The sequence below is a fragment of the Moorena sp. SIO4G3 genome, assembly GCF_010692305.1.
Taxonomy (GTDB): Bacteria; Cyanobacteriota; Cyanobacteriia; order Cyanobacteriales; family Coleofasciculaceae; genus Moorena; species Moorena producens_A.
The window spans coordinates 50,764-65,748 of record NZ_JAAHIG010000017.1; the positions used below are offsets into that span (position 1 = coordinate 50,764).

12 protein-coding genes are annotated in these 14,985 nt (G+C 44.2%); 9 read left to right on the forward strand and 3 right to left on the reverse strand.

Annotation, left to right across the window (positions count from 1 at the left end):
• Nucleotides 1-348: 348 nt before the first annotated feature.
• On the forward strand, nt 349-630 hold the full coding sequence (locus F6J99_RS05505) for a hypothetical protein (RefSeq protein ID WP_293112051.1): 282 nt from the start codon (nt 349-351) through the stop codon (nt 628-630).
• 876 nt (nt 631-1,506) lie between these two features.
• On the opposite strand, the gene gnd is transcribed toward F6J99_RS05505, so the two are convergent.
• The gene (gene gnd / locus F6J99_RS05510) at nt 1,507-2,934 is read right to left on the reverse strand and encodes a decarboxylating NADP(+)-dependent phosphogluconate dehydrogenase (RefSeq protein ID WP_293112052.1); all 1,428 of its coding nucleotides are present in this window, start codon (nt 2,932-2,934) and stop codon (nt 1,507-1,509) included.
• Nucleotides 2,935-3,043: 109 nt separating this feature from the next.
• On the reverse strand, nt 3,044-4,294 hold the full coding sequence (locus F6J99_RS05515) for a transposase (RefSeq protein ID WP_293112053.1): 1,251 nt from the start codon (nt 4,292-4,294) through the stop codon (nt 3,044-3,046).
• Between the two features lie 90 nt (nt 4,295-4,384).
• Between F6J99_RS05515 and F6J99_RS05520 the strand changes: the two genes are divergently transcribed.
• The 5 genes from F6J99_RS05520 to ileS all read left to right on the forward strand — a co-directional run bounded on the left by F6J99_RS05520 (nt 4,385) and on the right by ileS (nt 11,421).
• Complete coding sequence (locus F6J99_RS05520; RefSeq protein ID WP_293112054.1) at nt 4,385-4,552, forward strand: hypothetical protein; 168 nt, start codon at nt 4,385-4,387, stop codon at nt 4,550-4,552.
• The gene (locus tag F6J99_RS05525) at nt 4,518-5,459 is read left to right on the forward strand and encodes a nucleoside hydrolase (RefSeq protein ID WP_293112055.1); all 942 of its coding nucleotides are present in this window, start codon (nt 4,518-4,520) and stop codon (nt 5,457-5,459) included. The genes F6J99_RS05520 and F6J99_RS05525 overlap by 35 nt, the downstream gene beginning before the upstream one ends.
• Nucleotides 5,460-6,032: 573 nt before the next feature.
• Nucleotides 6,033-7,058, forward strand: coding sequence for an ABC transporter permease (locus F6J99_RS05530; protein ID WP_293112056.1), 1,026 nt, complete (start codon nt 6,033-6,035; stop codon nt 7,056-7,058).
• A 272-nt stretch (nt 7,059-7,330) separates the two neighbouring features.
• On the forward strand, nt 7,331-8,221 hold the full coding sequence (locus F6J99_RS05535) for a Ycf66 family protein (protein ID WP_293112057.1): 891 nt from the start codon (nt 7,331-7,333) through the stop codon (nt 8,219-8,221).
• A gap of 320 nt (nt 8,222-8,541) precedes the next feature.
• Entirely contained in the window at nt 8,542-11,421 is a 2,880-nt protein-coding gene (gene ileS / locus F6J99_RS05540) for an isoleucine--tRNA ligase (RefSeq protein WP_293112058.1), read from the forward strand.
• 107 nt (nt 11,422-11,528) lie between these two features.
• On the opposite strand, the gene F6J99_RS05545 is transcribed toward ileS, so the two are convergent.
• The gene (locus F6J99_RS05545; protein WP_293112059.1) at nt 11,529-12,446 is read right to left on the reverse strand and encodes a ParA family protein; all 918 of its coding nucleotides are present in this window, start codon (nt 12,444-12,446) and stop codon (nt 11,529-11,531) included.
• Nucleotides 12,447-12,527: 81 nt separating this feature from the next.
• Between F6J99_RS05545 and F6J99_RS05550 the strand changes: the two genes are divergently transcribed.
• The 3 genes from F6J99_RS05550 (at nt 12,528) to recF (ending at nt 14,875) form a co-directional block, all read left to right on the forward strand.
• Nucleotides 12,528-12,875 carry a hypothetical protein gene (locus tag F6J99_RS05550; protein WP_293112060.1) on the forward strand — a complete coding sequence of 116 codons (348 nt, stop codon included), beginning with the start codon at nt 12,528-12,530 and terminating at the stop codon, nt 12,873-12,875.
• 641 nt (nt 12,876-13,516) lie between these two features.
• Nucleotides 13,517-13,699: a hypothetical protein gene (locus F6J99_RS05555; protein ID WP_293112061.1), complete on the forward strand. Its 183-nt coding sequence runs from the start codon at nt 13,517-13,519 to the stop codon at nt 13,697-13,699.
• Between the two features lie 24 nt (nt 13,700-13,723).
• A complete protein-coding gene (recF, locus tag F6J99_RS05560) occupies nt 13,724-14,875 on the forward strand; it encodes a DNA replication/repair protein RecF (protein ID WP_293112062.1) in 1,152 nt (383 codons plus the stop codon).
• Nucleotides 14,876-14,985: the final 110 nt, after the last annotated feature.

Genomic DNA, 14,985 nt, shown 5'->3' on the forward strand with positions numbered 1-14,985 from the left:
GCGAAGCGTGGCCTACGGCCAATCGCCCTCTAGTAGCTTAACAAGTAACTCAACAACTAATTAGAAGACTTATGACTATAATTCCCGTAAGTCTTGACAAAATTACTATTTTGGTATCTCGCAAAATTGGGCTTTTTAACGGTGATTGGACAATTCTGAACTTAGCTGTCCGGCAAAAGAAGCCCCACACCTAATGCGTAGCATTAGGTGTGGGGCTTCTTTTGCACAGGGTATTATAAAATTGCTATAATATATGTACTGATAAACAAAGCCGTTCGCGAAGCGTGGCCAAAGGCCTTAAATGCTGGTTTTTCAGCCACCTACTAATCAAAAATATAACTTATTGTATTGTTCCGGCGCGGAGGGGCATCCCGTGTCGTTAATAAAGCTTACCGAGTATCCGAACCGTTGGGTGGAGTTGGTAAGAAGCCCACACGCTCACTCAAAGAGTCAGTGTGGGAGTATGTCACGATTAACTCCTTTGTTGGTTTTACAGGGAAGCAAAGCACCTTTGAAAAAACCGATGCTCATGTGCGCGTAGCGTGGCCTTTTGGCCAAGGAGCCGCTACGGGAACGCAGAAATTACGGATACCCATTAGCAGCAGCTGGGGAAAAGTACTGAGATTATGAATTTTCAGCTGCTGCTTTGGTTTTTGCTTTTGTCCAGTGCTGCTGGGTTTGCGTTTGCGGCTATTTAACTATTTCAGGACTTACGCACAGAATCCATGGGTAGGGTGGGCAAAACCTTGCCCACCCTACAGGTAGAGTTAAATTGAGGGATTTGCGTAAGTCCTAAGTGTAATAATGTGGTAATAGCTCCAATTAGTTGAGCTTGTTGATCAATCGCTGTCAGCCATGCAAAGCGCGAGTGGGCGAAACCCACGCAGGTCGGCGCTGCATCGCTTCTAGTTTTTCCTCTGAAACATCGGGAGAAGAAGCAGCCATCAGAATTCATTAGGCTTGTGGCGGATAAGCTTCTATCACTGTTCGCGTAGCGTGGCCTTTTGGCCAAGGCTGTGCTTGCTTAATACATAGAATAATTTTCGTTCTAAATTGCTCTATGTTCTCTATAGTTTTATTCTTATTAACAATGCAACTTAACAATGCAACTGAGCTTTGTCTAAACCTAACCTTTGATTCATCTATCTCAGGGGAAAAGGATCTAAATTAGATTTAAAAATTGTCTATTTTGTGCTGTGATAGCAATTGCTGTAATGGTGTTTATAAATTAAAATTACGTTCGCGTAGCGTGGCCTTTTGGCCAAGTAATGTAGCGCTATGAATCTTGCTTCACTCAACTATTTTTTGATTAGTTGCTAAGGCAAAGCATCGGGTATATGACCTGATAAAATCAAAAGAAATCATGGTCGCCCAAATGCTTTGCCCCTCAATCAGTAATAAGGTATACTAGCGGTTTTTAGCCTAATGAGCTACACAGAATTTTTTCCCTGTTCCCTAAAACCAGGAAATCTGTACCTCACAAAACTTAAAAACGCTATACTACCCTTATGAACTCAATCCCATCCAATCGGTGTGGAAGAACTCACCCCTGGGTTTATCCAGCCGCTCGTAGGTATGAGCACCAAAGTAGTCGCGCTGGGCTTGGGTCAGGTTTTGGGGTAAGCGATCGCGTCGGTAACTGTCGAAGTAATCTAGGGATGCACTAAAAGCAGGGACTGGAATCCCTAATTTGTTTGATACCGCTAGCACTTCTCGCCAACCATCCTGACGATCCAAAATGGTTTGCTTAAATTCAGGAGCTAACAACAGATTGGGGAGTTGGGGATTTTGGTTGAAGGCATTCTTAATCTTATCCAAGAAGCCAGCTCGAATGATACAACCTCCTTTCCAAATCCGGGCAACTTCACTCAAGTTCAGATTATAGTTAAACTCTTCCGATGCCCGACTCAAGAGTGCCATCCCCTGAGCATAGGAACACATCTTAGAGCAATAGAGAGCATCCCGGACTTTGGTAATAAATGCTTTGACATCGCCATCATACTTGCCCACAGGACCAGTGATTTCCTTAGCTGCTGCTACCCGCTGATCCTTGAAAGAGGAAATGACACGAGCATTGACTGCAGCGTAGATGGTAGGAATTGACACCCCTAGTTCTAGGGAACTAACTACAGTCCACCGTCCAGTGCCCTTTTGTCCAGCAGCATCAAGAATCATCTCCACTAACGGTCCATTCGTTTCTGGATCAATGTATTTGAAGATATCTGCTGTAATTTCAATCAAAAAGGAATTTAGCTCATCAGTGGTGTTCCATTCAGCAAATACCTCATGTAGCTGCTTGTGATCTAGTCCCAAGGCATTTTTCAGTACATCGTAGGCTTCAGCAATTAGTTGCATGTCGCCATACTCAATGCCATTGTGTGCCATCTTAACGTAGTGACCAGCACCACCGGGACCAATGTAGGTAACACAGGGACCATCATCAACCTGAGCCGCAATTTTGACCAAAATTGGTTCTAAATCCTTGTATGCCGATGAAGTACCACCAGGCATTAAACTCGGACCATTGAGCGCTCCTTCTTCACCACCACTGACGCCCATGCCAACAAATCCCAATCCTGTGGCTTCTAAATCCTTGGTCCGCCGCTCGGTATCTTGGTACAGAGAATTGCCACCATCAATGATCATATCTCCTGGCTCTAGGAGAGGTTTGAGTTGCTCAATAACTGCATCAACTGGCTTCCCTGCTTTCACCATCACTAGGATTTTGCGGGGTCGCTCTAGAGCTTGAACAAACTCTTCCAAGGAATAAGCGGCTTTCACATCCTTGCCCTGAGCTCGCTCAGCCATAAATTTCTCGGTTTTGGCAGCAGTCCGGTTGTATACTGCGATTGGGAAACCACGACTTTCTACATTAAGCGCGAGGTTTTCCCCCATTACAGCCAAACCAATTACCCCAAAGGTCCGTTGTGTCATAAAAATCTCCGCCAGTGTTGCTGTAGTAGTTGTCTAGGGTGGATTCACTCCCAGGTTAGCCCGATATTTTGGGTTCTTGCGTGACATACTCCCGACGCTGAATTAAAAATTACACCGTGGGCTTCTTAACCTCACAGTTAAGATTTCCTGCGTAGCACTTATCTAGGCACAATACCCCCGACAGTACGCCATTAGCAGGCAGTTTCCGTTCCCCAATTGTCCTTGGGTACTTATTCATTCCACGGTCACAAATCACTTCGGCTGAGGCAACATCTCTATTGTTTGAGTAGCCACATTCATCACAGGTATGCCAACGAATTGAGAGATTATTATCCCAATCTGCACCACATTCAGGACAGAGCTTAGATGTACCTTTATGATCAACTGTGGCGAAAAACTTTCCTCGTTTCCAGCACACCCATTTCAACAATTCTCGGAACTGACCAAAACCAGCATCTAGAGAATGTTTACCCAAAAAGCCTTTCGCCATCACTCTGTAATCAATGTCTTCCACAAAAATCGAATCGGCTTGGTCACAGAGTTGATGGGCTATTTTGAGGTGGAAATCTTTCCGAGTATTGGCAATTTTGTGATGTAATCGTGCCACCTTAATTTGTGCTTTTTCCCAATTCTTAGATTGCTTCTGTTTCCGAGACGTTCTACGTTGCAGCAATTTCAGCTCGCGTTGTAAGTCTACAAAAAACTTAGGTCTAGGAATTGTCAGTCCATCTGATGTTGCCAGAAAGTCAATTAATCCAACATCAACCCCGATTGCTCGTCCAAAAGACGGAGTATCGGGGACAGACACATTAGCTTGAATTGTAATGACGACAAACCACTTTGTTCCTCGACATCTCGACAGAACCCTTACACCCTTGACTTTGAATCCATCAGGGATTTTTCGGTGCAAGTTAATGTCTATAAGCCCGATCTTGGGGAGTTTAATTTTACTCCCAATAATGGGGTTTTTTGAGAATTGTGGAAATAATAATGATTGGTAGCGACCAGACTTTTTAAAGCGTGGAAAACCCCGACCTTTCTGTCGGAAATACTCCCAGGAATTATGTAGCCGTTTAACGACATCTTGCGTCACCTGGGAATGTACTTCTTTCAAGTCAGGTTCAGTTTTTTTCCACTGCGTTAACTGTCGCTTTTGTTCTATATATCCAGGAAACGGAATGTCAGTAGACATGATGTATTCCCTGTTGATTGAACACCTATCAACCGGACACTTCCGACTGTTAATCCAGTCTTTTAAGTCTCGCAGACAACGATTATAAAGTCGCCTGCAAGTTTCTAGCCAACTCAACATTAATTGCTGTTGAGCGACATCTGGATAAATTCGGTACGTGTAGTTCATGGTTAGTGTCATAGACTATAGTTTAGCACAAACCAGCCGAATGATAACTGTTAAGATTATTTATATAATTAAATGTTTTGGGGACATCGAATGCCTCAACAGTTTTGGGGAGTCCATGTATCCCGACACCGAATCGAAGATTACGGTGCTGGGCTTATAGCTCCCGAAACCCCTCACAAGCTAAAGAAGAGATTAAGAGTTGCGGTAGTAATGCCATTAACAAATGCTACATTCAGATATGCGGAAATTCCTGATTGATACCGATACCGCTTCCGATGATGCCGTTGCACTCCTGATGGCACATCGTTGGCCAGATGTCCAGGTTGAAGCGATTACTATAGTTAGCGGAAATGTAGCTGTGGAACAGGGAGCAAAAAACGCCCTCTATACCCTCGAGATGTGCGGCGCATCCACTCCTGTCTACCTTGGCTGCCCTAAACCGATGCTCCGCCCATGCAAATATGCTCACGGGTTCCATGGTGAAGATGGTATGGGGAACATGCACTACCCTGAGCCCCAGGCTAAACCCCAGGTAGATCATGGTGTGGATGTGATCATCGATACTATTAAGAGCAATCCTGGGGAAATCACCTTAGTTACCTTAGGACCACTGACTAATATTGCGATCGCATTACTCCGTGCCCCAGAAATAGCCTCCCTAGTCCAGCGTTGCGTGATCATGGGTGGAGCCGCTAATGTTGTGGGCAACGTCACTCCAGCTGCGGAATATAACATTTGGGTAGATCCAGATGCTGCTAAAATTGTCTTTCACAGTGGCATGCCCATGTCGATGGTCGGTTGGGAATTAAGCCGTGCTCAAGCAGCATTGCTCCCTGATGAGATCGCACAAATCAAAAACTTAGGCACGGAATTATCACGTTTTGCTGTAGACTGCAATACTAGCGCCTTAGAAGCCAGTGTTAAAATTCAACATTCCCCTGGCTTAACCCTTGCTGATCCTGTAGCGATGGCAGTGGCTCTCGACCCAACCATCATAACCAGGCAAGGTAAATACTACGTGGAGGTAGAAACAGTAAGCGAACTCACCCGTGGTCAAACTGTAGTGGATGAGCTGGGAGTACTCAACCAAACACCAAACATGACTGTAATTTGGTCTATCGACGCACCCCGATGGAAAGAAAATTTATACCTTTGCTTGGGATAATTGTTAATTGCTCTGCTGTACTGGTTTGGCTAAATAAACAGTCTGTAATAGGGAACAGGGAACAGGGAACAGGGAACAGGGAACAGGGAACAGGGAACAGGGAACAGGGATGCACATAATTTTTTATCTGTTGCAAAAATTATAAATTCTAGTCTATAAAGTGAATAGTAAATAGTCATTTAAATTGATAAAAATAAATATTACGATCACCGATGATTTATGATTAATTAAATTTAAATAAGATATACAAGCATTTACTTTAAATTATAACTATACTAATTTTAATAAAAACCAGCTTTGTAGTAATCCAAAACTTATTTAAATCGACTAAATTAATCGAGAAATAATAATTTTATTTTTCTTGTTACATTGTCTTGTAAAATGTAGTTTAATTTTAACAAAATATATATCTTATAGTATATAGAGATTTTGCCTATTGCCTATTGCCTATTGCCTATTGCCTATTGCCTATTGCCTATTGCCTATTGCCTATTGCCTATTGCCTATTGCCTTTTGCCTTTTGCCTTTTGCTGAAATTCGTGTATTTACAACCCAGATAAAAACGCTATACTTATGTCCCGTGCCAAAGCCCTAAAATACTACATAATAATCCGTCTTCTCCTAGCGCCCCTGATGCTATGGACAATTACCACCCTAGTGTTTCTTCTGCTCAGAGCTACCCCAGGAGATCCCGTGGATGCTGTATTAGGGAATCGTGCTCCAGATAGCGTTAAAGAAGAATACCGACAACAATTAGGATTAGCCGACCCGTTGTGGTTGCAGTATATTCGCTACTTAGGATCCTTGCTACGTTTAGACCTAGGTACCTCAATCACCAGCCAAGGTCAAAAAGTCTGGGAGATTATTCAACAACATTTCCCCGCCACCGTAGAACTATCAGTATGCGGCATGGCCATAGCATTCTTAGTTGGTATAGGAGTCGGTACTTTAGCGGCATCCCGCAGCGGAACAGTTTGGGATGTGGGGGGTAGATTATTTGGCATTATTACTTACTCCATCCCTCTGTTTTGGATGGGAATGGTGGTGCAGTTAATTTTCTCTGTTCAGTTGGGTTGGTTTCCCATCGGTACTCGCTATCCCATTACCCTAGCAACACCAGAAGGGTTTACTGGTCTATATACAATAGATAGTCTCTTCAGTGGTAATTTGGTTCAGTTTTTCACTGCTATCTATTATTTAGCCTTACCCAGTATTACCTTAGGGCTGCTGTTAAGTGGAATCTTTGAACGGATTGTGCGGGTAAACTTGAAGCAAACTCTCAAGGCTGATTATGTAGAAGCGGCCAGAGCTAGAGGTATTCACGAAAGGCGGATTGTTTTTGCCCATGCTCTGAAAAATGCCATGATTCCTGTGATTACAGTGCTCGGGTTGACCTTAGCTGCTTTGTTAGGTGGAGCAGTGTTAACAGAGGTGACGTTCTCTTGGCCAGGGTTAGGGAATCGGTTGTATGAAGCAATTTCTGGGCGGGATTACCCGACGGTGCAAGGGATTATGGTATTTTTTGCCACTATTGTGGTAATCGCAAGTATTGCCATTGATATTGTTAATGCTTTGATTGACCCCCGTATTCGGTACTAATAGCAATTATTTAACGTAGGACTACAGATGGAGATGGGCAGATGGGGAGATGGGAACATAGGGAGATTGGTGGAAGAGAAAGTTGTACGTTTGAGCGCAACTCGATATTAGCAGGTGATCCGTAGCAGATCAGGAGTACTGAAAGCCGAAACTATACTGGATAGAGTGAGTGTGGTGAAGGTTACGTGAGTGATGAAGTGATAGATAATTTGTATATGAGGCAACATTTTGCTTCATGATGAGTAGAGAAGCACGTAAGGAGTACTCCGAAAATGCTGGCATACCTCTTGGCGTTGGTTATTGCTCTTGGTAGCTTAGTCTTTTACCTAGCTGCCTTCTTTTTACCAGAGGTCCATCGTAAATATGACTTTATCTGGAGTGGAGTGGGATTATTATACGCTCTAGTGTTATGGATTTGTGCTGGACGCATTACTGGCGGCGTCTTAATCGGTCAAATTGCGGGTGTATCGTTGGTAGGCTGGTTGGGTTGGCAAACCTTGACCTTGCGACGAGCCTTGATACCGATTGACCAACAAACCCCTATCCCAAGTCAAGCTGAATTTATCGCCAAGATTCAAGAAATACTGCCAATTGAGTCATTAAAAGGGCTACTACCTAAAGTAACTGGCTTTATTGGCAATCTTTTGGGCAAACGCCAAGACTCAGGCCGAACTCCTGCTGTACCGGCAGATACAACCATGGCGTCGCCCACCCAGGAAACTAATCCCAAAACTGCCCAACCAAGCTCTGCAGCCGATGAAGCAACTACGGTAGCATCGACTACCCAAGAAGCGGTTTTAGAAACAACAGATGACACTAAAACCTTAGATTCGGCTGAAACGACTCCCCCTAAAATAGAAACCCCCCAACCAGTACCAGTGGCTAAGGAAGACTCACCTCCCGCACAGCCAGAGTCAAGTCAGGAGCCAGAGCAGAAACCAGAAGCGATCGCACCAGAAGCGATCGCACCAGAAGCGATCACACCAGAAGCGATCACACCAGAAGCGATCACACCAGAAGCAAAAGCCCCAGAAGCAAAAGCCCCAGAAGCAAAAGCCCCAGAAGCAAAAGCCCCAGAAGCAAAAGCCCCAGAAGCAAAAGCCCCAGAAGCAAAAGCCCCAGAAGCAAAAGCTCCACCTCCTCCTAATCCCAAGGTGGAATAAAAGTCAAGCGCAACACAAAAGCCGCCACCAGCTCCAACTCCGAAACAACCGATTCCTAAAAAATCCGACAATCCTTCCAAGGAAAGTTGAAGGTTGGGGAAATTGTTGCTCATAATAATAAGAGATATATATAGACATATATCCTTTGTTGACATCCTTTGTTAACATCCTTTGTTGACCGTTGATTGTTTAATATTGCTGTAATGTTGAATCTAACTACTCAGCAATACACAGTCAGCGGTCAGCAGGTTAAAGTGGGTTAGATGGATCTAATCAACTCTTAATAAACTGCTCTACTAGTAGAATTTCGGCTTTAAACTGTGACAGCATCCAAAAGCTATAAAGATACGGTCAATCTGCCCAAAACTGAGTTTAATATGCGGGCAAACGCTATCAAGCGAGAACCAGAACTCCAACAGTTTTGGGCAGAGCAAACTATTTATGAGCGTCTGTCACAAACTAATCCTGGCGAGATTTTCGTGTTGCATGATGGCCCCCCCTACGCCAACGGCTCTCTGCACATGGGTCACGCCCTCAATAAAGTCCTCAAGGACATCATTAATAAGTACCAACTGCTGCAAGGTCGCAAAGTTCGCTATGTACCTGGTTGGGATTGTCATGGCTTGCCCATTGAGCTGAAAGTCTTGCAAGCCATGAAGCTAGAGGAGCGTCAACAGCTCACTCCGATCAAACTGCGCCGGAAAGCGAAGAAATTTGCCCTGAAAACAGTAGAGCAACAAAGCAAAGGTTTCCAGCGGTATGGGGTATGGGGAGACTGGGAACATCCTTACCTGACTCTAAACCCAGAGTACGAAGCGGCTCAAATTGGGGTCTTTGGTCAAATGGTCTTGAAGGGCTACATCTACAGGGGACTGAAGCCAGTTCACTGGAGTCCCAGTTCTAAAACAGCCCTAGCGGAAGCGGAGTTGGAATATCCCGAAGGTCACACCTCCCCAAGTATCTATGCGGCTTTCCCAATGACTAAGGCAGCGCCAGGGATAAAGGAGATCCTAGACCCATTTTTGCCAAATCTTGGTGTTGCGATCTGGACGACGACTCCCTGGACAATCCCTGGGAATTTGGCAGTAGCAGTTAATCCAGAACTGACCTATGCAGTAGTGGAAGGTGGTACACACGCTAACCCTACCCAATTCCTATTAGTAGCAGCGGATTTGGTAGAAAGACTATCAGCTACTCTGGAAACTCCACTTACGGTAAAAACGACTGTTAAGGGTGAGGCGTTGGAGGATTGTACTTACCAGCATCCCCTATTTGAGCGGGAAAGTAAAATTGTGATTGGTGGGGATTACATCACCACTGAATCCGGGACAGGTTTAGTCCACACAGCTCCTGGTCATGGTCAAGAAGACTATGGTGTGGGTCAGCGTTATGGGTTACCTATCCTTTCCCCAGTAGATGCGGATGGGAAGTTTACCGCAGAGGCAGGACAGTTTGCTGGGTTGAATGTACTTAAGGATGGCAATCCAGCCATCATTGAGGCACTGAACACAGCTGGGTCATTGCTGAAAGAGGTACCCTATGTTCATAAATATCCTTACGATTGGCGCACTAAAAAACCAACTATCTTTAGAGCCACAGAACAATGGTTTGCTTCAGTAGAGGGATTCCGGGATGAAGCAATAAATGCGATCGCATCCGTAAAATGGATCCCTGCCCAAGGACAAAACCGGATTACCCCGATGGTGGCGGATCGTTCCGATTGGTGCATTTCCCGCCAACGGAGCTGGGGTGTACCAATTCCGGTATTCTACGACGAAGAAACTAACGAACCCCTGCTTAATGAAGAAACCATTGCTTATGTCCAAGGCATTATAGCTGAGAAAGGTTCTGATGCCTGGTGGGAACTATCAGTAGAGGATTTGTTACCAGAATCCTATCGTAATAATGGTAAGACCTACCGCAAGGGTAACGATACCATGGATGTCTGGTTTGACTCCGGGTCCTCTTGGGCAGCTGTGGCCGAGCAACGGGAGGAATTACGCTATCCCGTGGATATTTACTTAGAAGGATCAGACCAACACCGGGGTTGGTTCCAGTCCAGCTTACTCACCAGTGTAGCCAGCAATGGCTATGCCCCCTACAAAACTGTTTTAACCCACGGCTTTGTTCTAGATGACCAAGGGCGCAAGATGAGTAAGTCTTTGGGGAATATCTTGGAACCAGCTATCATCATCGAGGGTGGTAAAAACCAGAAAAAAGAACCCCCTTACGGAGCTGATGTGCTGCGATTGTGGGTATCTTCTGTAGACTATTCCTCAGATGTTCCAATATCTCAGAGTATTCTCAAGCAACTAGCCGATGTGTATCGCAAAATTCGCAATACATCCCGTTTCCTGCTAGGCAACCTTCATGACTTTGACCCAGCTGAGCATAGGGTGCCTGTTCAGGAATTACCGGAATTAGACCGCTACATGCTGCACCGGATCACAGAGGTATTTGAGGATGTAACTGAAGCGTTTGAGAGTTATCAATTCTTCCGGTTCTTCCAGAGTGTGCAGAACTTCTGTGTAGTAGACCTGTCTAACTTCTATCTGGATATTGCTAAGGATCGACTCTATATCAGTGCTCCCAACTCACCACGGCGGCGCAGTTGTCAGACAGTGCTACAAATAGCAGTAGAAAATTTAGCTAAAGCGATCGCACCGGTCCTCTGTCACATGGCAGAAGATATCTGGCAATACCTGCCTTACCAGAAATCCCATGAATCCGTGTTTGAGTCAGGTTGGGTCAAATTAGACGAGCAATGGAAAAACCCTGAACTAGCGGCGTCCTGGTCAACCTTGCGCACCATCCGCACAGAAGTAAATAAAGTACTCGAAAAAGCCAGAGCCGAAAAGATGATTGGCTCATCTCTAGATGCTAAGGTCTTGCTTTATGTTAAAGATCAACAATTAAAGCAGCGCCTGGAAGCTATGAATCCTTCCGATAGCCTGAGTGGAAATCAAGTGGATGAATTGCGCTATCTCCTCTTAGCCTCTCAAGTAGAATTAGTAGATTCCCTAGAAGCCATACAAGCAGCTGCCTATAGGGCTGAATCAGAAACTATAGCCCTAGGGGTAGTCAATGCAGAAGGCTTAAAATGCGATCGCTGTTGGAACTACGGATCTAAAGTAGGTACAATTGCTGAGCATCCTACCATCTGCGAACGGTGTAATGCTGCCTTAGCTGGTAACTTCTGAGGTGACTTGTGGACTAACTTGTAAGTTATTGGTGATTTAAAGATTGCTAAGGACGGTTAGCACTATTAGCCAGATCAGGGATTGGAGATTCAACACTAATCCCTGATTTATTCATCCCTGATTTGTTCGGTAGTTTTAATCCCCTCAAGCTTAAGCAAAAATTCTTCTGTCAACTTGTAGAATGCTTTAGAGCCAGAAGAATTAGGATGAGCGATAACTACAGGACTAAAACTATCCACAGCTTTAGCAACATTAACATCCATGGGAATACGAATTTTAAAAATTTGGTTACTATCGAAATCGTTATCAACTCGCCTCATCACTTGCTTATAGTACCTACCCATTAGTCCTCCGCCTGACAAAATAAAGATAATCCCCAACAGCTGCAAGTTAAGAGGACTATCCTGCTGATGACTTTCTTTGAGCCTGGCAATCCGTCTTTCTAGGAGTTGAATTCCTACAATAGATAAAGGTTCTGGTCTGGCTGGTAGCAGATAGAAATCACTAGCTACAATGCCACTGCGAGTCAAAAGATTGTACCCAGGAGCGCAATCTAAAATAATAAAGTCATAGTTAGGGATAATCGGCTCTAATATCCCTTTGATTAATAGACTTTCAAAGCGGCTCCAAACCTTACTAAATTCCACCTGCCCTTCCTGAACAGATTGCTTATGGAGTAGATCAGAAACTACATATTCATCATAAAGCTCAATATCTCCTGGCAATAAATCCAATCCTTTGATATTACAATTATCAGTTTGAATAATATCCTCAATTGTTAATCGACTGCGATAGCTAGGTTTAGTGACTTTGTCAATTAACCGACTTAATGTCCGCCTTCCTTTTCTAGCTTTAGCAAATGCTTGGGGCTGCATTAAGCTCAAGGTTCCACTAATTTGGGTATCTAAATCGACCACCAAAACCCGCTTATTATGATTTTTGGCTAAGCAAGTGGCCAAATTGACGGTGAGGGTGGTTTTGCCCACACCACCTTTCATATTGACTGTACTAATGACTAATCCCATTGATTAACGTGATCTTGCCATGACACTATTCACCATCATTAAGTATTATTGGTTACTAGGCAAGAATTCTGATGGATTACTATGATTTACCCTTGGGCAGTCCGCAATCATCGGGTAAGTTGTCGAGAGTTATACCCAAGGCTTGACACAGGGGTTTCATCGGTGGAATACTCAGCTACCTTCAACCTGGCCAAAATTTCTGCATCAGCATTGAGGGGTTTATTGTGGGCTGATGCGATTGGCCGTAGGCCACGCTACGCGAACGCAAAATTGCTGAAAATTCCCCTACACCTGATTGTACCTATTGAATGCTCGGTTGAATCGTTGGTTGAATGCTCGGTTGATGTGATCGTTGTGTATCGTGGTCCAAGGTCTGCTCAAAAAACCATGTATCTTTCAGGTGCGACCCGTGGCGAATTTAATAATTAGATGCGGAAAGAGCACCGATTAAGTAGCTTATGGGCTGAAATTATTACCCAGTATGGATTTTAGCTTGGATGTCGCCCCCCAGGATGGACTTATAGCATTTTTATTTGAGTTGTGAACAGAATCCTTAGGAAAAGGCAAGAGTTAATCAAGTATATAGTTTTTTTTGGTAATAAAAAAATGGTAGTCCTTGTTTACAAATCATTTGGAAATGCTATATATCGACTTGCCATAGCTAGATTTGTTCTGTATTGTTACTAAATACCCCCAATTTTGGGGGTATTTCAGCCAGGGAAAAGGTTTTTGGCGAAACGTTAATGTTATGAAACCTTTTCCCTTCTCTTTTTTAGACTAAGGTCAAGCGCACCTTTGGTTAAATCTTTGTGATTAGCGTGATTTGCGCGGTCTTGGGGGTTTCCCCCATGAGCGACTGCATCAAGACAAGGCTTCTTTATTCTTACGGTAACTTCAAAATCGACCTTGCTTAATATTATATATATTTTACATTAAGGCGTCAAGGTGTAAAGTCAAATCTCTGGCTCGCTATCCATCCCCAAGCTACAACGCACGAGGTTGGGGAATTCCGCGAGTTTTGTTAACCTAGAACCTGCTCACTTTCAACCAGCTAACCAACCCTACAAGGGATGCCTTGGGCAAACAACCTCTTAACCTTTAACCTCTTAACCTTCAACCTCTTAACCTTCAACCTCTTAACCTTCAACCTCTTAACCTTTAACCTCTTAACCTTCAACCTCTTAACCTTCAACCTCTTAACCTTCAACCTCTTAACCTTCAACCTCTTAACCTTCAACCTCTTAACCTGCTAACCCCCAACCTGTAACCTTAAATGGATGTACCTTAAGAGCCTACACCTGCGACAGTTTCGTAACTACAGAGATTGCCTGGTCAACTTCGATGCTCCCAAGACAATTTTGCTGGGTAATAATGCTCAGGGGAAATCGAATCTACTGGAGGCAGTAGAGTTGCTCTCTACCCTCAAGAGTCATCGGTCAGCACGCGATCGCGAATTGGTCTTAGAAACTACTCCCATTGCCGAGATTCGGGCTACTCTAGAACGAACCTATGGTTCAGTAGAACTAGGATTAACCTTGCGCACTCAAGGACGACGTACTGTTGCTCTCAATCAAGAATCCTTACGTCGGCAGTTGGACTTTTTAGGTATTCTGAATGCGGTACAGTTTTCTAGCCTAGATTTGGAACTAGTGCGAGGAGCACCAGAACGGCGTCGCGCCTGGCTCGATTCGATTTTGACTCAGCTCGAACCAATTTATGCTTACATTTTGCAGCAATATAACCAGGTATTGCGACAGCGCAATGCTTTGCTCAAAAAAATCCGTAAACTTCAACAAGAAGGGGAAGTTGATCCATCGGTATCCAACCAGTACAATGCTGAGCTAGGGTTGTGGGATGCCCAACTGGCTACTGCTGGCTCACGGGTCACCCGCCGTCGAGACAGAATGCTAAAACGGTTAGCTCCTTTAGCCCAAGCATGGCACGCTAGTATTAGTGGCAAGACAGAGGTATTGGATATTACCTATGCCCCTAATGTCAGTCTGTTCAAAGATGACCCAGATCTAGTCAAGCAGGCTTTTTTAGAGAAAATCCAACAGTACTCCCTTCCTGAATTTCATCAAGGGAGAACCCTAGTCGGTCCTCACCGGGATGAAGTACAGTTTACCATTAATCAGACCCCTGCAAAGTCCTATGGTTCTCAGGGTCAACAGCGAACGTTGGTATTAGCGCTCAAGTTAGCAGAATTGAAGCTGATTGAAGAGGTGGTGGGAGAGCCACCTCTGTTGTTACTCGATGATGTATTAGCTGAATTAGACTTGAATCGGCAAAATTTACTATTGGATGCTATTCAGGACCGGTTTCAGACTTTAATTACCACTACTCACTTGGGAGCTTTTGATTCCCAATGGCTGAATTCGTCTCAGATTCTTTCAGTGCAAGCAGGAGAAATTAAAAGGTTGCAAGCTTGATGGTTGATGGTTGATACTTGATGATTGATCGGGAAAACTGCTTTTACACTTTGTTATTAAGACATAATTTTTTGGGAATACTAAGGTTGTATAGCGCTAAGCGCAAGGGA